The 17,473-nt window shown below is 62.4% G+C and carries 26 protein-coding genes; 22 read left to right on the top strand and 4 right to left on the bottom strand.

The window, feature by feature from the left end:
* The first annotated feature begins 96 nt into the window (after nucleotides 1-96).
* The 14 genes from AQ12_RS13545 to map all read left to right on the top strand — a co-directional run bounded on the left by AQ12_RS13545 (nucleotide 97) and on the right by map (nucleotide 7,267).
* The gene (locus AQ12_RS13545; protein ID WP_048440467.1) at nucleotides 97-321 is read left to right on the top strand and encodes a BrnA antitoxin family protein; all 225 of its coding nucleotides are present in this window, start codon (nucleotides 97-99) and stop codon (nucleotides 319-321) included.
* 172 nt (nucleotides 322-493) lie between these two features.
* Nucleotides 494-820, top strand: a complete 327-nt coding sequence (locus AQ12_RS13550) for a type II toxin-antitoxin system RelE/ParE family toxin (protein WP_048440468.1) — start codon at nucleotides 494-496, stop codon at nucleotides 818-820.
* A complete protein-coding gene (locus AQ12_RS13555; protein WP_048440469.1) occupies nucleotides 813-1,130 on the top strand; it encodes a helix-turn-helix domain-containing protein in 318 nt (105 codons plus the stop codon). The genes AQ12_RS13550 and AQ12_RS13555 overlap by 8 nt, the downstream gene beginning before the upstream one ends.
* Nucleotides 1,131-1,197: 67 nt before the next feature.
* Nucleotides 1,198-1,632 (top strand): hypothetical protein, encoded by a 435-nt coding sequence (locus AQ12_RS13560; RefSeq protein WP_048440470.1) that lies wholly within the window; start codon nucleotides 1,198-1,200, stop codon nucleotides 1,630-1,632.
* A 130-nt stretch (nucleotides 1,633-1,762) separates the two neighbouring features.
* Nucleotides 1,763-2,326 carry a GNAT family N-acetyltransferase gene (locus AQ12_RS13565; protein WP_053076723.1) on the top strand — a complete coding sequence of 188 codons (564 nt, stop codon included), beginning with the start codon at nucleotides 1,763-1,765 and terminating at the stop codon, nucleotides 2,324-2,326.
* 144 nt (nucleotides 2,327-2,470) lie between these two features.
* Complete coding sequence (locus AQ12_RS13570) at nucleotides 2,471-2,860, top strand: TfoX/Sxy family protein (protein ID WP_048440471.1); 390 nt, start codon at nucleotides 2,471-2,473, stop codon at nucleotides 2,858-2,860.
* A gap of 1 nt (nucleotide 2,861) precedes the next feature.
* Nucleotides 2,862-3,425 carry a GNAT family N-acetyltransferase gene (locus tag AQ12_RS13575; RefSeq protein WP_048440472.1) on the top strand — a complete coding sequence of 188 codons (564 nt, stop codon included), beginning with the start codon at nucleotides 2,862-2,864 and terminating at the stop codon, nucleotides 3,423-3,425.
* Between the two features lie 76 nt (nucleotides 3,426-3,501).
* Nucleotides 3,502-3,894, top strand: a complete 393-nt coding sequence (locus AQ12_RS13580; protein WP_048440473.1) for a GFA family protein — start codon at nucleotides 3,502-3,504, stop codon at nucleotides 3,892-3,894.
* Nucleotides 3,866-4,438: a GNAT family N-acetyltransferase gene (locus AQ12_RS13585; protein WP_202967504.1), complete on the top strand. Its 573-nt coding sequence runs from the start codon at nucleotides 3,866-3,868 to the stop codon at nucleotides 4,436-4,438. Before AQ12_RS13580 ends, AQ12_RS13585 begins: the two co-directional genes overlap by 29 nt.
* A 38-nt stretch (nucleotides 4,439-4,476) precedes the next feature.
* Nucleotides 4,477-4,869, top strand: coding sequence for a DUF2306 domain-containing protein (locus AQ12_RS13590; RefSeq protein ID WP_048440474.1), 393 nt, complete (start codon nucleotides 4,477-4,479; stop codon nucleotides 4,867-4,869).
* A gap of 24 nt (nucleotides 4,870-4,893) precedes the next feature.
* On the top strand, nucleotides 4,894-5,472 hold the full coding sequence (locus tag AQ12_RS13595) for a GNAT family N-acetyltransferase (protein ID WP_048440475.1): 579 nt from the start codon (nucleotides 4,894-4,896) through the stop codon (nucleotides 5,470-5,472).
* A gap of 89 nt (nucleotides 5,473-5,561) precedes the next feature.
* Nucleotides 5,562-6,005, top strand: a complete 444-nt coding sequence (locus tag AQ12_RS13600) for a YciI family protein (RefSeq protein ID WP_048440476.1) — start codon at nucleotides 5,562-5,564, stop codon at nucleotides 6,003-6,005.
* 77 nt (nucleotides 6,006-6,082) lie between these two features.
* Nucleotides 6,083-6,499 (top strand): GFA family protein, encoded by a 417-nt coding sequence (locus AQ12_RS13605; RefSeq protein ID WP_238587721.1) that lies wholly within the window; start codon nucleotides 6,083-6,085, stop codon nucleotides 6,497-6,499.
* 21 nt (nucleotides 6,500-6,520) lie between these two features.
* A complete protein-coding gene (map, locus tag AQ12_RS13610; RefSeq protein ID WP_048440477.1) occupies nucleotides 6,521-7,267 on the top strand; it encodes a type I methionyl aminopeptidase in 747 nt (248 codons plus the stop codon).
* A gap of 10 nt (nucleotides 7,268-7,277) precedes the next feature.
* Here map and AQ12_RS13615 read toward each other — a convergent pair whose 3' ends face one another.
* Nucleotides 7,278-8,276, bottom strand: a complete 999-nt coding sequence (locus tag AQ12_RS13615) for an LLM class flavin-dependent oxidoreductase (protein WP_048440478.1) — start codon at nucleotides 8,274-8,276, stop codon at nucleotides 7,278-7,280.
* A gap of 64 nt (nucleotides 8,277-8,340) precedes the next feature.
* On the opposite strand from AQ12_RS13615, the gene AQ12_RS13620 reads away from it, so the two are divergent.
* A complete protein-coding gene (locus tag AQ12_RS13620) occupies nucleotides 8,341-9,522 on the top strand; it encodes a nitrate/nitrite transporter (RefSeq protein WP_048440479.1) in 1,182 nt (393 codons plus the stop codon).
* Between the two features lie 9 nt (nucleotides 9,523-9,531).
* Here the strand turns inward: AQ12_RS13620 and msrA are convergent, their stop codons facing one another.
* Nucleotides 9,532-10,239: a peptide-methionine (S)-S-oxide reductase MsrA gene (msrA, locus tag AQ12_RS13625; RefSeq protein WP_048440480.1), complete on the bottom strand. Its 708-nt coding sequence runs from the start codon at nucleotides 10,237-10,239 to the stop codon at nucleotides 9,532-9,534.
* A gap of 137 nt (nucleotides 10,240-10,376) precedes the next feature.
* Here msrA and AQ12_RS13630 point away from each other — a divergent pair, with 137 nt between their 5' ends.
* The 5 genes from AQ12_RS13630 (at nucleotide 10,377) to trxC (ending at nucleotide 13,842) form a co-directional block, all read left to right on the top strand.
* On the top strand, nucleotides 10,377-11,414 hold the full coding sequence (locus AQ12_RS13630; RefSeq protein ID WP_048440481.1) for a L,D-transpeptidase family protein: 1,038 nt from the start codon (nucleotides 10,377-10,379) through the stop codon (nucleotides 11,412-11,414).
* Nucleotides 11,415-11,421: 7 nt separating this feature from the next.
* The gene (locus tag AQ12_RS13635; RefSeq protein ID WP_053076724.1) at nucleotides 11,422-11,976 is read left to right on the top strand and encodes a M23 family metallopeptidase; all 555 of its coding nucleotides are present in this window, start codon (nucleotides 11,422-11,424) and stop codon (nucleotides 11,974-11,976) included.
* A gap of 75 nt (nucleotides 11,977-12,051) precedes the next feature.
* Complete coding sequence (locus AQ12_RS13640) at nucleotides 12,052-12,666, top strand: FHA domain-containing protein (protein ID WP_048440482.1); 615 nt, start codon at nucleotides 12,052-12,054, stop codon at nucleotides 12,664-12,666.
* A 66-nt stretch (nucleotides 12,667-12,732) separates the two neighbouring features.
* On the top strand, nucleotides 12,733-13,359 hold the full coding sequence (locus AQ12_RS22175; protein ID WP_053076725.1) for a hypothetical protein: 627 nt from the start codon (nucleotides 12,733-12,735) through the stop codon (nucleotides 13,357-13,359).
* Nucleotides 13,360-13,398: 39 nt separating this feature from the next.
* Complete coding sequence (gene trxC / locus AQ12_RS13650) at nucleotides 13,399-13,842, top strand: thioredoxin TrxC (RefSeq protein ID WP_048440483.1); 444 nt, start codon at nucleotides 13,399-13,401, stop codon at nucleotides 13,840-13,842.
* 22 nt (nucleotides 13,843-13,864) lie between these two features.
* On the opposite strand, the gene AQ12_RS13655 is transcribed toward trxC, so the two are convergent.
* The gene (locus tag AQ12_RS13655; RefSeq protein ID WP_048440484.1) at nucleotides 13,865-14,506 is read right to left on the bottom strand and encodes a phosphatidylcholine/phosphatidylserine synthase; all 642 of its coding nucleotides are present in this window, start codon (nucleotides 14,504-14,506) and stop codon (nucleotides 13,865-13,867) included.
* 137 nt (nucleotides 14,507-14,643) lie between these two features.
* Between AQ12_RS13655 and AQ12_RS13660 the strand changes: the two genes are divergently transcribed.
* Nucleotides 14,644-14,973, top strand: a complete 330-nt coding sequence (locus AQ12_RS13660; protein ID WP_048440496.1) for a hypothetical protein — start codon at nucleotides 14,644-14,646, stop codon at nucleotides 14,971-14,973.
* Nucleotides 14,974-15,030: 57 nt separating this feature from the next.
* On the opposite strand, the gene AQ12_RS13665 is transcribed toward AQ12_RS13660, so the two are convergent.
* A complete protein-coding gene (locus tag AQ12_RS13665) occupies nucleotides 15,031-16,161 on the bottom strand; it encodes an ABC transporter substrate-binding protein (protein ID WP_048440485.1) in 1,131 nt (376 codons plus the stop codon).
* Nucleotides 16,162-16,232: 71 nt separating this feature from the next.
* Here AQ12_RS13665 and AQ12_RS13670 point away from each other — a divergent pair, with 71 nt between their 5' ends.
* Entirely contained in the window at nucleotides 16,233-17,465 is a 1,233-nt protein-coding gene (locus tag AQ12_RS13670) for an MFS transporter (protein WP_048440486.1), read from the top strand.
* Nucleotides 17,466-17,473: the final 8 nt, after the last annotated feature.

Genomic DNA, 17,473 nt, shown 5'->3' on the forward strand with positions numbered 1-17,473 from the left:
TGTGTCACTGCGAGAGACAAGACGGGGAGGTCATTCGGATCATCTCAGCCCGCAAGGCTACAGAGACGGAGTGTCAGTACTATCGAGGTGAATGAAATGAAGGCCGAATACGATCTGTCGAAGATGAAGTCACGTCGGAACCCCTACGCGTCCAAGCTCAAGAAGTCAGTGACCATGCGTCTCTCCGAAGACGTAGTGCAGTACTTCAAAAGCATGGCAACGGAGGCGGGCGTTCCATACCAGAGCCTCATCAATCTCTACCTGAGAGACTGCCTTGCGCAGAACCGCAAGGTCGAGATCAAGTGGCCCAGCGCTGCATAACCCTTCGCTCGAGCGGACCTCCACCGGCATGGCACTTGGCCCGCGAGGCTATCCAGGCCATCATCCGCCTCGCGGGCCAAGCACCATGCCGGTGGCGTCCGCTCAGCTCAAACGTTAGACGTCACGCGATACACGTCTTCCCGGGTGTTTGCATATTTGCTAACATCGCGGCATGAAATTCCTGATCGAGTACTTCCATGAGCGCGTACTCGCTGAGGTTGAGTCCTGGCCAGTTGACATCGTCGCGGACTATGCTCGTCTCGTCGAACTGCTGATCGAGTTTGGTCCGAGTCTTCGCCTGCCGCACTCACGGGCATTCGGCGACGGATTGTTCGAACTTAGGCCTCGTGGACGCTCAGGAATCGGCCGCGCGTTCTACTGTTTTCTTCTTGGCAAACGTGTCGTCGTGCTTCATGCATTTGTGAAGAAATCGCAAGAGACGCCCGATCGCGAATTGAGGTTGGCGCGAAAGCGCCTGAAGGAGTTGCAAGATGGCTGACCTGAAGTACCGACCTGTTCCGCATGACCATGAGGCTTTCCTGGCGAAGGCGCGTACTCGCAAGGGCTTCTCCGCCGAATTTGAGTCACTTGAGCTTGAGTATCAAGTTACCAGGCAAATGCTGAAGGCACGTTCGCGTGCGGGCCTTACTCAGGATGTCGTTGCCGAGAGAATGGGCACTACCAAGAGTGCAATCTCGCGGCTCGAATCGGCGGGAAAACACGCACCATCGCTCGCGACGCTCAAGCGGTACGCAAGTGCCGTTGGGTGCGATCTTCAGGTCAAGTTAGTTCCGCAGAAGTCGGCGTGATGTCGAACTGGTCATTCCATGCGGGCGCCTTCAGCGTCGGTGAATTCCAACATTCCGGCAGTGTGAGATGACTGCGCGCCTGCGCCTTTCAGATCTCGTCGGGGCGTTCGAGTGGGTGAGCGTGGACGGGCCGTTCGAGAATTTGGCCTACGTGAGTCGAGCATCCGGAGAAATTTGGCTCGTTTCCGACTTCGACGATGCCGGTGCCGAGCCACCGGAGGATGCAGATGACGAGACGTCTTACCTTACTGTTCCGAGTAAGCGGGAACTTGACCTTGGACGCAGTCTTGCTTTGCGCTTCGCTGAAGAGTTCATCCCGAACGATTTGGGCGCAGTCAGAGAATTTTTCTCAAGGCGGGGCGCCTATGCCAGGTTCAAGGACCTACTTGAACAGCGGGGTGCTCTGGATGCCTGGTTCGCATACGAGGTAGCCGGAGTGCAACAAGCGCTGCGCGCATGGGCCTTGGAGAACGACATCGAGCTGGTGGAAGAGGCGGCATGATGAATAACCTGTCGGTCAACACGGACGCCTTGCGGCGTCCGTGCGCTGCTGGTGCATGTCGCCGGTTACCAAGCCAGGCTGATCGCCTTTAGCGGCGCCCGACCGTCGCCTAGCCTCCACAGGCCACCACGTGCCGTCCTTCATCGAGTTCGAAACCGAGCGCTTGAGGCTCGTCGCATGGCAAGAGCGCCACATCGCGCCGTTCTGCGCCATGAACTCCGATCCCGAAGTCATGCGTTACTTCCCGGCAATGGCGACAGAGGCTCAATCACAAGCCACCGCAACAGCCTGGCGCGCTCAGTTCCACGAGCAGGGCTGGAGCAACTGGGCCGTCGAACTCCAGGGCTCAGGCGAGTTCATCGGATTCATTGGCCTGTCGGTTCCTCGCCGGCAACTGCCTTTCTCACCGTGCGTCGAGGTGGGCTGGCGCCTGGCGCGCAGGTTCTGGGGCAACGGCTACGCCACAGAGGGTGCCAAGGCGTCCTTGGCTGTTGGTTTCGGACAGCTCGGCCTCACCGAAGTCGTTTCGTTCACGTCCCTGACGAGCTTGCCGTCTCGCGCGGTCATGGCGCGGATCGGCATGCATGACACAGGCCGAGACTTCGACCATCCGGCCGTACCTGAGGGAAGTTCTCTGCGTAGGCACTGCCTACACGTCATTACGCACGCGCAGTGGAGCCGAGGTGAGGCATAACCCTTCGCTGGAGCGGACGGCCAGCGGCCTGGCACTTGGGCCGCGAAGCTTCTCAGGTTATCGTCCGCTTCGCGGCGCACGCGCCAACCCGGCGTCCGCCGCTCAAATCAAAAGTTAGCCCGCATAACTCAACCAATAGACCGTATGGCTTCCGACCTCAGGACTGTCCTGTTCATCGCCGACCAGAGTGGACTTGGCTCTCGGCTGATCTACAAGCGCATGTTTGGCGAATACGCGCTGTACCTCGACACGAAGGTTGTCGCGTTCGTGTGCGACAACAGGCTGTTCCTGAAGCCCACTGATGCCGGGCGAGCACTCCTGGGCTCTCCGAACGAGGCGCCCGCGTATCCGGGCTCCAAAAACTACTTTCTCCTCGAAGAAGAACTTGAATCACCGTCGCTTCTTCGCGCGGCCTTTGAGGTCACCGAGGCAGCACTCCCATTGCCAAAGCCAAAGCCAAAGCCAAAGCCAAAGCCACGAGTCGATGACGCCAAGGCGCCGGTCAAGCGCGCGAAGCCAAAGCGTGCGGCCTAGCATGTCGGTCAACCGCAGGCGCCAAGGCCGGACAGCCAGGCCGTACGTCGCACTTCTGACGCAATCGGATGCGCTCCAGTACCGCAAGCTCATGCTCCAGGCCTATGAGCTTGCCGCCGATGCTTTCACCTCCACCGCTGCCGAAAGAGCTGCAGAGCCGGAATCGTTCTGGGTCAGGCGCATCGATGACCCGTCGGGTATGAGCGCGGCCTTTGGGGCCTTCGAGGCTCATGAGTTGGTCGGGACGGTGGCGCTGGAGTTCTCTGCAAAGCCCAAGACAAAACACAAGGCCCTGGTGATTGGCATGTACGTGTCACCAGAAGCCAGAGGGACTGGTGCGGGCCGTGCCTTGCTCGAAGCGGCCGTCGCGTACGCGCGGGAAAAGGAGGGGGTGCTTCAACTCGCGCTGACGGTCACCGAAGGCAATGCAGCGGCAATCAGTCTCTATGGCTCCGCCGGGTTTCGCACTTTTGGAGTTGAGCCTATGGCAATCTTCACCTCGGGAGGTTACAAAGCCAAGGTTCACATGTGGCTCTCGCTTCATCCCCATGCGCCTGCGGCGTGATGCTGCCGTCGAATGGCATTTTTTGACTCGCAACCAAACCCATGTTCTCCCACATCTTCATTGGGGGCTGAAACCCATGCAACGCTTGCCGCCTGACAATGTGAACCCTCTGCTTGAAGGCTCCTGCCACTGCGGTGACGTCAAGCTCAGACTTCCTTCGGTCCCCGAGAAGGGAACCCGCTGCAACTGTTCGATCTGCCGTCGCCAGGGGTCCGTCTGGGCCTATTACGATTTCGGTACGGTCAGCATCGATGGGCACCCGCAGAATACGCAGGAGTACATTCAGGGCGATCGCACGCTGCGAACGGTGCGTTGCAAGACGTGCGGATGTGTCACTCACTGGGAGCCTCTTGATCCTGCAAAGCATCCGCAGCACGGGGTGAATCTGAACAACTTTCCCCCGGCGCTTCTCGACCAGGTCAAGGTCCGCCGGTTCGACGGTGCGGATACCTGGACGTTCATCGAGTGAGCGGCCAGCCTCCTGTGGTCGCACTTCGGGTTGCCAGCGCCTCGGACGCGCTCTGCATTGCTGTCCTTGCCACTCAGGTGTTTCTCGACACGTATGCAACGCAGGGCATCAGTCAATCGATCGCCCAGGAAGCCCTGGAACATTTTCCCCGAACTCGATTTCCGCGCAGATCGCCGAGCCCTCGACCACGTTCATCGTCGCCGAGTCAGCCGGCCATTTGGTGGGCTTCGCCCAGCTCGTTCTCGGCTCCGCGCATGTGCTTGTCGGTGCAGAAGCAGCGGCGAAACTCAATCGGCTGTATGTGCACGAACGGTTTACTGGCAGGGGTATCGGCAAAGCACTGTTACGCCGTTCGGAGGAACTCGCAGCCTCGAACGGGGCGTTCACGCTTTGGCTCACCGCGTGGGTTGGCAATCACCGGGTGCTTGGCTTCTATGCCAGCCGCGGATACACCGACCTGGGAGCAACCATGTACGTGTTCCAGGACGAACAGTTCGAGAATCGGTTACTTGCCACGCCGGTGCGTGCTCCGACCGAAACTTGACGACTTCACAATCCGTCGCTGATGCAGAACACTTTGAGATGAAATACGAAGAGCTGGCCTACCTTCACCTTGCGACCGTGCTTCCGGCGTTCGTGATCGGCACCTATCAGCTGGCGCGCCCGAAAGGGACTCCCGCACACAGGGTCCTGGGTCGAATCTATCTGGTGCTGATGGTCGCTACTTCCATCATTGCCCTGTTCATGCCTGCCCGGGTCGGGCCACGCATCCTGGGACATTTCGGTTTCATCCACCTCTTGTGCCTGCTGACGATCTACGCAGCGCCCACGGCCTATCTGGCTGCCCGTCGAGGCGACATCAGGAGCCACAAGAACGCCATGATCACTGTCTATGTCGGAGCCATATTGATTGCGGGCGCGTTCGCGTTTTCGCCGGGCCGGCTATTGCATGGCTGGTTGTTTGGCGCGGCCTGAGCTATCTTTGGCCTTCGCTTCACCATGATCGATCCTGTTCTCATCGCGTTGCCTGGTCAAATCGAAACCGCGCGCTTGCTGATGCGTCCGCCTCAAGCAGGCGACGGATCGTTGCTGCTCCCTGCCGCTACAGAGTCTCTCGCCGAGCTGCAGCGCTTTTTGAGTTCGGCGGCGTGGATGGCCCACGAACAGACGCTGGAGTCAGCAGAAATCTACTGTCGCAAGGCCCATGCGAACTTTGTCGCCCGCAAAGACCTGTCGTTCCTTCTGATCGAAAAGGTCACCGGTCAGGTGGTTGGCGAGGCAGGCTTGCACCGCATCGAATGGGCCACGCCCAAGGTTGAAATTGGCTACTGGGGCCGCACGTCGAGAACCCGTCATGGTTTTGTGAGCGAAGCGGTGGAAGCGCTGTGCGTCTACGCCTTCGATCATCTTCGCGCCGTTCGAGTTGAATTGATAACCGTCGAAGACAACGAGCGATCACGCAGGCTGGCCGAGCGCTGCAATTTCGAGCTCGAAGGCATATTGCGCAATGAACGTCGAGCGCCAGGAGGCGAATTGCGAAATGCTTGCATCTATGCACGCTTTCCACCAGCACCCTGACAGGTGGATGCCTTGGACGGTGTCGATTTGATGCGCGCCTGTTCGTCGTAGCATTACCGGGCAGCAGCCCACATCCGAAAGAGCAAGCCATGCGGTTCATCATCACGGCGCAACCAGGCGCCGACACAAAGACATCCGGCGAACAGCCAGCGTTCGATGCCGATCTTTTCAAGGCCTACATGCGCTTCAACGAAGAGATGCATCAGGCGGGAGTGCTCGTCGCTTCCGAGGGGCTCAACCCGTCGGCTCCCGGCGCCCGCATCGCCGTCGCCGATGGCAAGCGCTACCTGGTGGACGGGCCGTTTGCCGAGTCGAAGGAGCTGGTGGGCGGCTTCTATCTCATCGATGTGGCCTCGCTCGATGAAGCGATTGCGTGGGCGCTGCGCGCTCCATCTGGTTTCGGGGCGGACGATATCCTGGAGGTTCGGCAACTGACCGGCGCGGGCGACCTGCCACCTGAAATTCTCCGGCTTATCAATGAGGCAGCACCGACGTGGAGCGCCTCGGCGTGGCAGTCGCGCGAGACGACATAAAGGAGTCAACCATCACAACAGTTCTTCAAGGCGGATGTCTGTGCGGCAAGGTGCGGTTCAAGGCGAATGGGCCACCGATGCGCACACTGGCCTGCCATTGCACTTTTTGCCAGAAGGTCACCGGCTCTTCTTTCTACGCTGAGTCGCTCTTTGCGCTTGATGCCGTCGAGTTCAACGAAGGCGAGCTGACGCAGTTCGAGCACCGGTCAGACGTGAGCAGAAAGAAGGTCTATGTCCACTTTTGCCCGACGTGCGGAACCACGGTCGGCCTGACATTCGAGCGCTGGCCCGACCTGCGGGCGATATCGCGCGGCTGCTTTGACGAACCCAACGCAGTCGAGGTTTCATCGCACATCTGGACCGGCTCTGCACAGAGCGGGGTTGCATTGCCCTGCGGCGTCGATTGCTTTGACGGCCCCAGGGCCACGCTGGACGGCAAGGCGCTACCCTCTACCCAATATCCGGAGCCGGTCATGGCTCGTCAGAGCTCATGATCGGGCGAACAGGAATACTGAATGACCATTGAAACCGAAAACGATGTCGTCGCGCTCAAGCGCATCGGCAAGATCGTGTCACTCGTTCTGCATGAGATGCTGGACGCCGCCGAACCCGGCATGACGACGCGCGAGCTTGACGCGCTGGGCGAGCAACTTCTGGAGCGCCATGGTGCGCGATCGGCACCCAAGCTCACCTATAACTTTCCCGGCCATACCTGCATCAGCATCAACGAGGAAGCGGCGCACGGTATTCCGGGCGACAGGGTCATCCGCGCCCGCGATGTGCTGAATGTCGATGTGTCCGCCGAGCTGGACGGCTACTTTGCGGATACGGGCGGCACGCGCGTCGTGCCGCCTACCAATCCCCAGAAAACGCGTTTGTGCCACGCCACGCGAACCGCCCTGGCGCAGGCGATGAAGCAGGCCCGTGCCGGGCGGCCCATCAGTGGCATTGGCGCTGCCATCGAACGGACGGCCCGGTCGTATGGCTTCAAGGTCATCGAGAACCTGGGCAGCCACGGCGTGGGCCGCGCGCTGCATGAAGCGCCCGAGCACATCGCGGGCTATTTCGATCCCAGTGACAAGCGCCTCCTGACCGAGGGCATGGTGATCACCATCGAACCCTTTCTTTCGACCCGCAGCCGTATCGTGGATGAAGCGGCCGATGGCTGGACGCTGGTCGGTTTGGCCGGCAACCTGTCGGCGCAGTACGAGCACACCATGATCATCACGAAGGGCGAGCCCATCGTGGTGACGCAGCACTGATAGCCTCGCGCTAAGCCTGGCTCGCCAGCTCGCGCATCGCCTGCGACGCAATCTCGTACGACCGCAGCCGCGCCTGGTGGTCGAACATCTGCGAAGTAATCATCAGCTCGTCTGCGCCGGTCTTTGCGATGAACGCGCGCAGGCCTTCACGCACGGTTGCTGGTGAACCGATGGTCGATGCGGAGAGCACGCTGTCGAGCAGGGCCTTCTCTGCAGGGCCCGCGCTTTCGCGGTAACCCGGGCGTGGTGGCGGAAGCCGACCCGGCCGGCCACTGCGCAGGTTGACGAATGCCTGCTGCATCGAAGTTGCGCGCACTTGCGCTTCTTCGTCGGTATCTGCGGCAAACACGTTGAAGCCCAGCATCACGTGGGGCTTCGGATTGCGCTCGGAGGGCTTGTAGGTCGCGCGATAGATTTCGATGGCGTCCATCATCTGCGCCGGTGCGAAGTGCGAGGCAAACGCATAGGGCAGGCCGAGCATCGCAGCGAGTTGCGCCCCGAACAGGCTGGAGCCCAGGATCCACACGGGCACGTTGGTGCCGATACCGGGCACGGCGCGTATCGCCTGTCTCGGCTGGTCGGACATCAGGTCCATCAGCTCCACCACGTCTCGCGGAAATTCATCGGAGTCGCTCATCAGGTTGCGGCGCAGCGCCCGCGCAGTGGCCTGGTCCGAACCGGGCGCGCGGCCCAGGCCCAGATCGATGCGGCCCGGGTAGAGCGACTCCAGCGTGCCGAATTGCTCGGCAATCACCAGCGGGGAATGGTTGGGCAGCATGATGCCGCCAGCGCCGACGCGAATCGTTTTTGTGCCGCCTGCGACGTGGCCGATCAGGATGGATGTGGCCGCGCTGGCAATGCCCGGCATGCCGTGGTGTTCGGCGAGCCAGTAACGCGTGAAGCCCCAGCGCTCGGCGTGCTGCGCGAGATCGAGCGTGTTGCGAAACGACTGGGTGGCATTGCTGCCTTCGGTGATGGGGGAGAGGTCGAGGACGGAATAGGCGGTCATGTGTGGCAGGTGGTGGCGATGGGGCCAAAGCGCAAGGGCAGGGCGAACGGGTATCCTGCCACCGATGAGCCAGCTTGTCCCGCGCCGAATTCTTCCTGTGCTGGTGCTGTCGCAGTTCGCGGGGACTTCGCTGTGGTTCGCGGTGAATGCAGTCATGCCCGACCTGCAGCGCGCGTGGGGGCTGAACGAATCGGCGGTGGGGCTGCTCACCTCGGCTGTGCAGCTGGGGTTTGTGGTTGGCACTTTGGTATTTGCGTTGGCGATGCTGGCCGATCGCTTCGTGCCGACCCGGGTCTTTCTCATCTGCTCATTGCTCGGCGCCGCGGTCAATGCGCTTGTGCTTGTGGCCGATGGCAGCCTCGCGTGGCTGCTGGCATGCAGGTTCGGCGTCGGATTTTTGCTCGCGGGCATTTATCCGGTGGGCATGAAGATCGCGGCGAGCTGGTATCGGCAGGGACTGGGCGCCGCGATGGGTGTGCTCATCGGTGCGCTGGTGCTGGGAACCGCGCTTCCGCACGGGCTTCGGGCTTTGGCCGGCGAGGCCGCAGGGACGGGTTCATGGCAACTCGTCATCATCGGCGTTTCGCTGCTTGCGGCCGCTGGCGGCGTGGCGATGGCGCTGCTGGTGCCGCCGAATCCCGACGCAGCGCGTGGAGCAAAGATCACGCCCCGCGCGCTCGGCCTGATCTGGTCCGACAGGCGCTTGCGCGCATCTGTCTTCGGCTATTTCGGCCACATGTGGGAGCTGTACGCCTTCATCGTGCTGGTGCCGCTGATCTGCGCGACGCGTCTGGCAGGGCAGGCGCTGAGCGCTGCTTCGTTCGCCGTGATCGCGGCGGGCTTCGTGGGATGCGTGGTCGGCGGCATGCTGGTCCGGCGCATGGGCAGCGCCAGGGTGGCCGGCGCGCAGCTGGCGATCAGTGCCTCGTGCTGCGTGCTCGCGCCGGTGATGCTCGTGGCACCGGCGGCGCTGTTCTTTGCGTGGTTGCTGGTATGGGGCGCGACAGTGGCCGGCGACTCGCCGCAGTTCTCAACACTCACTGCGCAAAACGCGCCGCCCGCCGTGGTGGGCAGCGTCCTGACCTTCACCAACTGCATTGGCTTTGCGATATCGATCGTCAGCATCGAACTTTTTGTGCGTGCGAGCACGCTATGGCCGCTGGCCAATGTGTTGCCGCTGCTCGCAGCGGGTCCGGTGCTGGGGCTGGCGATGCTCAGGCCGCTGCTGGTTGAAAAGCGGGGCTGAGCGGCCGGGTCACTTTCTGGCGGCGACCAGAACGGGCTTGTCGCGAAACACCTCGGGCATCACCGCCTTGAGGTTGACGATCTTGGGGGCATCGAAAGTCACGATGTAGGGCGACTGCGGATTTCGCGTCGCGTAGTCCTGGTGGTACGCCTCTGCCGGATGAAACGCGGCCAGCGGCGCCAGCTGGGTCACGATCTTGGCGGGGAAGGCCCTGGCCGCGTCGAGCTGTGCGATGTAGCGCTGCGCCACTTCCTTTTGCTGCGCGTCCTTGTAGAAGATCGCAGACCGGTATTGCGTGCCGCGGTCGGGGCCTTGCCGGTTGAGCTGGGTCGGATCGTGCGCGACAGAAAAGTAGATCTGGAGCAGCTTCGCGTAGCTGACCTGTGCCGGGTCATAGGTTATTTCGACGGCTTCGGCGTGACCGGTGGTGCCGCGCGTCACGGCCCCATAGTTCGCCGTTGCCTTGTCGCCGCCCGCGTAGCCAGACACGGCGTTGATCACCCCTTTGGTGTGCTGGAACACGGCCTGCACACCCCAGAAACAGCCGCCTGCAAAGATCGCGGTTTGCGCACCGGATGTTGCGGCCGGTTGCTCGTAAGCCGCGGGCGGAAGCGGTACGGCTTTTTCTGCGACGGAGTTCCCCGCCAGGAAGAGTGAACCGCCGATCGCCAGTGCCAGCGTGGCCGTGAGGCCGAGGGTCGATATCTGTTTTTTCATGGGTGCTTTTGATTGTGGACTTGCGTGTCTGTCGCGCCAGCGGTCCTGCGCCTTACACCCACTGCCAAACGGGCTTTGGGCCGACACGTCCGAGTCGAAGTCAGCGATACGTTCTATGCATTCACAGGAACCCATCCATGACCTTCGCCCGATCCGGAATCTGCGCTGCCCTTGCGCTTGCAGCTTCAGCCATGTTGATTTCGCCGCCGGCCGATGCGGCCAAGGCGAAGGCCAAGCCGGCTGCTCAAAAAGAAGCGCCGGCACCGTCCGACCCCACGGAGCATTTCAACCAGCTCAACGCGCAGGCGACGACGCCGCTTCTCAAGAACGGCTCGCGCGGCAGTGCGGTGGTCCGTGCGCAAATCCTGCTGGATCGCGCATGGTTTTCGCCGGGCGAGATCGATGGCGTGTTCAGCTCGAACATGGCGAGGTCGGTGTCTGCATTCCAGTTGGCGCGCAACCTGCCGACGACGGGCACGATCGACGCCGCGACCTGGTCCGCGCTGCAGGACGGCCAGGGCCCCGCCTTTGCCACCTACACGCTGACGGACCAGGACATTGCGGGCCCCTACGAGAAGATCCCGACCGACACCATGGAAAAGGCCAAGCTCACGTCGCTCGGCTACCAGTCGATGGAAGAAGCACTGGGCGAGCGGTTCCACATGAGCCCCAAGCTCATCGCGTCCCTCAACAAGGGGCGCGCGATGCAGGCAGGCTCGGTCATCGTGGTGGCTGCCGGCGCCGACGTGAAGCCCGCCAAACCGGCAACACTGGTTCGCATCGACAAGTCCGACAACATGCTTTATGTCATCGGCGATGGCGGCCAGGTGCTGGCTGCGTTTCCGGTGAGTTTCGGCGGCGAGAAAGACCCGCTGCCCGTCGGCAAGATGAAGATCACCAGTGAAGTCCCCAACCCGCCGTTCTCCTACGACCCGCAGCTCATTCGCACATCCAAGCCCACGGATACCAAGGTCAAGTTACCACCCGGCCCGAACAATCCGGTGGGTGTGTTGTGGCTGGGCCTGTCCAAGCCGCATTGGGGTATTCATGGCACTGACGAACCGTCACGCATGGCTCGCGTTCAAACCAACGGTTGCGTGCGATTGACCAACTGGGACGTGAAGCGGCTCGGCATGCTGGCAAAGCCCGGTATCGCCGTGGAAGTCCAGAGCTGAATTGACGATGAAGACACCGATCCTTCCCTGGATCTGCATGGTGGCCGGTGGGCTGGCCGCGGCCTTGCTCGCGCAGGCCGCGCCTTCGAACCAGGCGCTGGAAGGCGAGGCCTTGCTCAGCACCCGGCAACTGATCGTGCCGGTCGAAGGCGTGCCGCCGTCCAGGCTCGTGGACACCTACACGCAGGCGCGCGGAACCAGGCCGCACGAGGCCATCGACATCGCTGCACCTCGGGGCACGCGGGTTCTCGCAGTTGAAGACGGCAAGGTGGTCAAGCTGTTTACCAGCGTGCCGGGTGGCTTGACGGTATACCAGTTCGATCACGACGGACGGCTGGCCTACTACTACGCGCATCTTGATCGCTATGCCGAGGGTCTGAAAGAAGGTGCAGTCTTGCGTCGCGGGGACCTGGTCGGCTACGTCGGCACCACAGGCAACGCCAGGCCCGATTCGCCGCACCTGCACTTCGCCGTCTTTGCGCTGGGTCCGAAAAAGCAGTGGTGGCGTGGCGAGGCGATCAATCCGTTTCCCGCCCTGCGGCGCGCGCCCGTGCCGCGCTGATCCGGCAAGGGCGTGCCCGCTTGCCGCGTGCGGCAGCACGTACTACGATGGTTTTCCAGGAATTTGGAGGTGCCCATGCCGCAGCTCATCGCATCCGTCGAAGGTGTCGAGATCAAGCACGTGTATCTGCAAAAGGACCGCACCACGCTGGGCCGAAGCCCTGACAACGACATCGTGTTCGACAACATGGTGGTCAGCGGGCATCACTGCGTGTTCGAGCTCAAGGGGCTTGCCGATGTGTTCATCGAAGACCTGCACAGCACCAACGGCACCTATATCAACGGGGCGATGGTCAGGCGGCAGCGGCTTCACGACGGTGAAGTGGTCGCCATCGGCAACTTCCGCATCCAGTATGTTCAGGCCTCGGAGCGGCCCAGCGGGTTCTCGGAGACGACGGCGATGAAGCTCGACCCCGCCGGGCAGCAAGTGCACGCGGTCTTCCAGGTGCTATCGGGTTCTTCGGCCGGGCTCGAGATGCCTGTGGTCAAGGCGGTGACCACCTTCGGCAAACCCGGCGTGTCTGTGGTTGCGGTTTCGCATCGCCGTGATGGCTATTACGTCGCGCACCTCGATGGACCCGTGAAGCCGACCCTGAACGGCGACAGCATCGCTGATGTGCCGGTGCAGCTGTCCAACCACGATGTGCTCGAACTGGCGGGAAACCGGATGCTTTTCCGGTTGCAGATGTAGCGCTCGGGAGCGTTGCCAGCGGGTCATAATTCAAGAGCAGACCAATCGAAGGACACAGGCACTTTCATGGGATTTATCAAGAAGATCTTTCGCGCTGGTGGCAGTGAAGCAAAAGCCACGGTGGACCCGCAGGATTTTCAGGACACCGATAGCAGCGCCGCCCAGACCAAGGAGCGTGAAGCGCCACGGCGCGAGTTGATTCACTCGGTACTTCGCGAGACGATCCAGCGCCACGGCATTCCCTCTGACTGGATCGGCTGCCGTGTGTTGTCGGTCGTGACCAAGGAGCGCAAGGCCGGCGCGCATGTCCAGTTCATTGTCCGCAAGGGCGACGAGCAACTGCTCGGGTACGTTCACCAGTTCCAGGAATCGTTCTGGCGCGATCTGGAACGAGTCGATCCGCGGGCGAGGGACTGGCTCTTCAGCGTGTCGTGGCAGTTCGATGGGAAGGGGGCGCCCGAGGCGGGAAGTTTCGCGAACCAGGCGCGCGCTCATGGTGCAGCGCGCGCTGACGAAAACCGTGCGGCGCACGACCCGTTGGCATTTGATCCGCCCGATACCGAATCTGACCCCGGCGATACGCTTCCGACCGATGACAACGCGGTTGACCTGGAGTCCGACCTGGCTGCGCTGCAGGCAGCCATCAGCAATCCGGCTGCGCTGGAGCCGCAAGTCAAGCCGCCCCGTCGCTAGGCGCTTGAAAGGCGGCGATGCGGTCCCCATGTGGGTTTCATGACTGAAGCCCTCCACATCGTCTGTCCCCATTGCACGACCACCAATCGCGTCAGGCGCGATGACCTTGCCAGCGCGCCCGATTGCGGCGCCTGCAAGAAGCCGCTTTTTACAGGTCATTCGGTCGCGCTGGATGAAGCCGCTTTCGACCGGCACATCGGCCGCAGCCAGATTCCGGTGCTGGTCGATTTCTGGGCGCCGTGGTGCGGTCCCTGCCGCCAGATGGCGCCTGCGTTCGAGCAGGCCGCCGCGCAGCTGGAGCCGCATGTGCGACTGGCCAAGGTCGACACCGAACAAGCCCAGGCGCTGGGCTCGCGTTTTCGCATCCGGAGCATCCCCACGCTCGCGTTGTTCGTGAACGGCAAGGAGGTGGCGAGGCAGCCCGGGGCGATGGGCGCAGCCGATATCGTGCGCTGGACGCGCGCCAATTTGCCGCGCGCCTAGCGACGCCGATGCAACCCGCAGGTCAGAGCTTGGGGATGTGCAGCGTCTTGCTGATCATGAGGCTACCCGACAGCACGAACATCAGCGACATCAGGTGCAGGTTCCACGGACCCAGCGCATAAACGCCGCCGTAGAGACTGTCGCCCACGCGCTGCTGCCATGCACACAGCGCGAGCACACCGGTCAGGATCACGCTGGTCGGGATGGGGGTTCCTTCGAAGTACTTCACCTTGTCGCCACCGCCCGACAGTGATTCGGCGGTCACGTTGTACCGTGCCAGCCGGCTGACGCCGCAGCAGACAAAGTAGATCAGTGCAGCCACATCCCAGCCGCCCTGCATGCCGGCTGCGAAGCCAAGCGCTGCCGGTGCAACGCCGAATGAAATCACATCCGAGAGCGAGTCGAGTTCTCGCCCGAGCGCAGAGTGCTGGTGTCGGGCGCGCGCGATGCGGCCGTCGAGCACGTCGAAGATGAAGGCCGCAGGCGCCAGGATGGCAGCGCCGTAGAAATGGGCGAGGCTCTGCGACTTCATGTACAGCATCGCAAAGAACACGGCGCCCACGCCGCAGGCCGCGTTACCGAGCGTGAAGAAGTCTGCGAGGTGGAACTCGCGCAACATGGAAAAGTGTCGGCGAGGAGGGCGCTGCGTGGCTTCGTCTGTCATTGAAAGTATTCCTCTTGTGTACCCGACATTAGGCGCCTTTGCTGCTGTGCCGGGTGGGATAGCTTGACCACGCTGAGTGGGCGTTGTCCGACAGCCGGGCCGCTATAGTCGCCGCAAACGAGGTCACCAACGCAACCATGGCCAGGCGCCGTCCGCACTATCACGTCTATGTCGTCCAGCTCTCCGACGAGGTGTGGAATTCCGCGCGTTTTCGCAAGGCCAACCCCGCCTACCAGCTGGGCCAGCCCTTTGTGTATGTCGGCATGACGGGGATCGACCCGGACGTGCGCTTCGACAAGCACAAGGCGGGCATACAGGCCAACGCTTTCGTGCGCGATTACGGCGTGAAACTGGTACCCGCGCTGTACGAGCAGCACAACCCGATGCTGTATGACGACGCCCGCCTGATGGAGGTCGACATCGGCATCGAGCTGCGGGCGAGGGGGTTTGGCGTCTGGCAGGCGTGAGGCCCGCCATCGCTGCTGCCATCGCCCCTGCCATCGCCCCTGCCATCACTCATCCGTCTACTGCCGGATCTTGCCCGCGCCCGTGACGATCGACAGCTCGACGAATTTCGAGCCGGTGCGCATGCCGGGCTTGAAGGTCACGACGTACCCGCCCACGTTGAAGTTGTCGATGGTGTCCAGCGCCGCTGTCATGCCTTCGCGCGTGGGCTTTGCGGTGCCTTGGCGGCGCACGGCTTCCACGATGACCCTGGCCGCGATGAAGCCTTCCATCATGGCGTAGCTCACCGGCACGTCCGCCTTCTCTTTCGCGAGCGCGTCGGTGAGGTCCTTGGCGAGCTTGCTGGAGATCTTGTAGGGGCTGGGCGTGACTTGAGCAATGGCAACGCCCTGCATCTGTTCGTCGGCCAGGCGCTTGGACATCTGCTCGATGTCGGCGCCGGAGTGGGTAAAGAGTTGCGCCGTGCCATTGCCGCCGCGATATTGCTCGATGAAACCGGCGGCGGCCGCGGCACTGGCCACCATGATGATCGCTTGCGGTCGCCGGGCGATGAAGGTGTCCACTGCCGCATTGATGCTGGCGGTGCCGGCCGGGTAGGAGGCCTTGCCGACAATCGTGGCGCCGGCTTTCTTGACCGCGTCGTCTGCGGCGCTCACCAGTGCTGCTGCACCGGGCCCTTCTTCGTACAGCAGGCCCAGCCGGGTGATGCCGATGGTCGCGAGGTGTTCGGTGAGCTTGTTGATTTCGTCGCGCAGATTGGCGCGCACGCTGTAGAGAAGCGGTGTCTCAGGGCGGATTTCGGTGACGCGGTAGCCCACCAGGGCGATGCGTTCTTTCTCAAGCAGGCCGGAGGCGACCAGGTCGGCGATGTTCTTGTTACCCATGTAGCCCGCCAGCACGAGTGGCTTGTCTTCGGCCAGCAGTTGCTTCGTCGCGGACACCGTGTCTTCGGGACGTCCGGCATCGTCTTTGCGAACCAGCTTGAAGGTGTGGCCGTTGACGCCGCCGGCCTGGTTGACGCTGTTGAAAAGAATCTGCATTCCGGCGGCGTAACCGCGGCCCTGGGTGGCATCGAGCCCCGACATCGGGCCGACCTGGCCGATGACGAGTTGGGCCGAGTGGGCCATGCCGGCGGTTGCGAGCGCTGCAGCGGCCAATGCCAGCCGCGTTGTGACTTTTGATTTCTTCAATTCTGGATTTCCCTTCTGAAAAAGCACTGCTCTAGTGCAGCTGTCTTCACTGTGGTGTCAAATACGCACCGATGCAAGGCAACGCGGCTATACACACGGTTATCGAATCACCCTATGCGTGGTGGCGGCTGGCGATATCGCTGCTGCTCATGACCATAGGCGGATCGGGCATGTATTCGGTGACGGTCGTGCTGCCGCGCATCCAGCAGGATTTCGGCGTGGACCGGGCCGATGCATCGTTGCCCTACACGCTCACCATGATTGGTTTCGGCCTGGGCGGTGTGCTCATGGGGCGCCTGTCCGATCGCTTTGGCGTCGTCGTGCCCGTCGCTGTGGGCGCAGTGGGAATCGGCTTCGGATTCATTGCCGCAGGGCTCGCGCCCAACCTGTGGGTGTTCTGCCTGATGCAAGGTGTATTCATCGGGCTGCTCGGAACTTCTGCCACCTTCGCGCCGCTGGTGGCCGACACCTCGCAGTGGTTTGATCGCAGGCGCGGCATTGCACTGGCGATCTGCATGAGCGGCAACTATGTGGCCGGTGCGATCTGGCCGCCGGTGATGCAGTTTTTCATCGATTCTGTCGGCTGGCGCCAGACGTACATCGGCATCGGCGTGTTTTGTGTCGTGACCATGCTGCCGCTGTCATTGGTGCTGCGCCGCAGGCCGCCCGCCCAGCCGGTGATGGCCCCGGCCGCCGGTGGCGCGCCACTGGCTTCTGACAGGCCGATGGGCATGAAACCGCGAACCGTGCAGATCCTGCTGTGCATCGCGGGCGTTTCATGCTGCGTGGCGATGTCGATGCCGCAGGTTCACATCGTCGCTTACTGCGGCGACCTGGGCTTTGGCGCGGCTCGCGGTGCCGAGATGCTGGCGCTCATGCTGGGGCTGGGTGTGGTGAGTCGGTTGATCTCCGGCTGGATTTCGGACCACATCGGCGGGCTTCGCACGCTCTTGCTCGGCTCGGTGTTGCAAGGCGTGGCGTTGCTGCTGTTCCTGCCGTTTGACGGGCTCATGTCGCTGTATGTGGTGGCGGGACTGTTTGGTCTCTTTCAGGGCGGCATCGTGCCTGCGTATGCGCTGATCGTGCGCGAGCATTTTTCGCCCCAGGAGGCTGGCGCGCGAGTGGGCACGGTGCTGATGGCGACGCTATTCGGCATGGCGCTGGGCGGCTGGATGTCGGGCGCGGTGTTCGACCTCACGGGTTCCTATCGCGCAGCCTTCATGAATGGCATTGCCTGGAACCTGCTCAATGTGTCCATCGTCCTTTTCCTGCTGTATCGGGTCAGGCGCATGCGGCACGCTTGATATAGTCG

The sequence above is a fragment of the Caenimonas sp. SL110 genome (assembly GCF_001044395.1).
Classification (GTDB): Bacteria; Pseudomonadota; Gammaproteobacteria; order Burkholderiales; family Burkholderiaceae_C; genus Ramlibacter.

What these genes read in the sequence shown, in the direction of transcription:
- AQ12_RS13545 (WP_048440467.1), top strand. Translation starts at nt 97, where the DNA reads ATGAAGGCCGAATACGATCTGTCGAAGATGAAGTCACGTCGGAACCCC.
- AQ12_RS13550 (WP_048440468.1), top strand. Translation starts at nt 494, where the DNA reads ATGAAATTCCTGATCGAGTACTTCCATGAGCGCGTACTCGCTGAGGTT.
- AQ12_RS13555 (WP_048440469.1), top strand. Translation starts at nt 813, where the DNA reads ATGGCTGACCTGAAGTACCGACCTGTTCCGCATGACCATGAGGCTTTC.
- AQ12_RS13560 (WP_048440470.1), top strand. Translation starts at nt 1,198, where the DNA reads ATGACTGCGCGCCTGCGCCTTTCAGATCTCGTCGGGGCGTTCGAGTGG.
- AQ12_RS13570 (WP_048440471.1), top strand. Translation starts at nt 2,471, where the DNA reads ATGGCTTCCGACCTCAGGACTGTCCTGTTCATCGCCGACCAGAGTGGA.
- AQ12_RS13575 (WP_048440472.1), top strand. Translation starts at nt 2,862, where the DNA reads ATGTCGGTCAACCGCAGGCGCCAAGGCCGGACAGCCAGGCCGTACGTC.
- AQ12_RS13580 (WP_048440473.1), top strand. Translation starts at nt 3,502, where the DNA reads ATGCAACGCTTGCCGCCTGACAATGTGAACCCTCTGCTTGAAGGCTCC.
- AQ12_RS13590 (WP_048440474.1), top strand. Translation starts at nt 4,477, where the DNA reads ATGAAATACGAAGAGCTGGCCTACCTTCACCTTGCGACCGTGCTTCCG.
- AQ12_RS13595 (WP_048440475.1), top strand. Translation starts at nt 4,894, where the DNA reads ATGATCGATCCTGTTCTCATCGCGTTGCCTGGTCAAATCGAAACCGCG.
- AQ12_RS13600 (WP_048440476.1), top strand. Translation starts at nt 5,562, where the DNA reads ATGCGGTTCATCATCACGGCGCAACCAGGCGCCGACACAAAGACATCC.
- AQ12_RS13605 (WP_238587721.1), top strand. Translation starts at nt 6,083, where the DNA reads ATGCGCACACTGGCCTGCCATTGCACTTTTTGCCAGAAGGTCACCGGC.
- map (WP_048440477.1), top strand. Translation starts at nt 6,521, where the DNA reads ATGACCATTGAAACCGAAAACGATGTCGTCGCGCTCAAGCGCATCGGC.
- AQ12_RS13615 (WP_048440478.1), bottom strand. Translation starts at nt 8,276, where the DNA reads ATGACCGCCTATTCCGTCCTCGACCTCTCCCCCATCACCGAAGGCAGC.
- AQ12_RS13620 (WP_048440479.1), top strand. Translation starts at nt 8,341, where the DNA reads ATGAGCCAGCTTGTCCCGCGCCGAATTCTTCCTGTGCTGGTGCTGTCG.
- msrA (WP_048440480.1), bottom strand. Translation starts at nt 10,239, where the DNA reads ATGAAAAAACAGATATCGACCCTCGGCCTCACGGCCACGCTGGCACTG.
- AQ12_RS13630 (WP_048440481.1), top strand. Translation starts at nt 10,377, where the DNA reads ATGACCTTCGCCCGATCCGGAATCTGCGCTGCCCTTGCGCTTGCAGCT.
- AQ12_RS13635 (WP_053076724.1), top strand. Translation starts at nt 11,422, where the DNA reads ATGAAGACACCGATCCTTCCCTGGATCTGCATGGTGGCCGGTGGGCTG.
- AQ12_RS13640 (WP_048440482.1), top strand. Translation starts at nt 12,052, where the DNA reads ATGCCGCAGCTCATCGCATCCGTCGAAGGTGTCGAGATCAAGCACGTG.
- AQ12_RS22175 (WP_053076725.1), top strand. Translation starts at nt 12,733, where the DNA reads ATGGGATTTATCAAGAAGATCTTTCGCGCTGGTGGCAGTGAAGCAAAA.
- trxC (WP_048440483.1), top strand. Translation starts at nt 13,399, where the DNA reads ATGACTGAAGCCCTCCACATCGTCTGTCCCCATTGCACGACCACCAAT.
- AQ12_RS13655 (WP_048440484.1), bottom strand. Translation starts at nt 14,506, where the DNA reads ATGACAGACGAAGCCACGCAGCGCCCTCCTCGCCGACACTTTTCCATG.
- AQ12_RS13660 (WP_048440496.1), top strand. Translation starts at nt 14,644, where the DNA reads ATGGCCAGGCGCCGTCCGCACTATCACGTCTATGTCGTCCAGCTCTCC.
- AQ12_RS13670 (WP_048440486.1), top strand. Translation starts at nt 16,233, where the DNA reads ATGCAAGGCAACGCGGCTATACACACGGTTATCGAATCACCCTATGCG.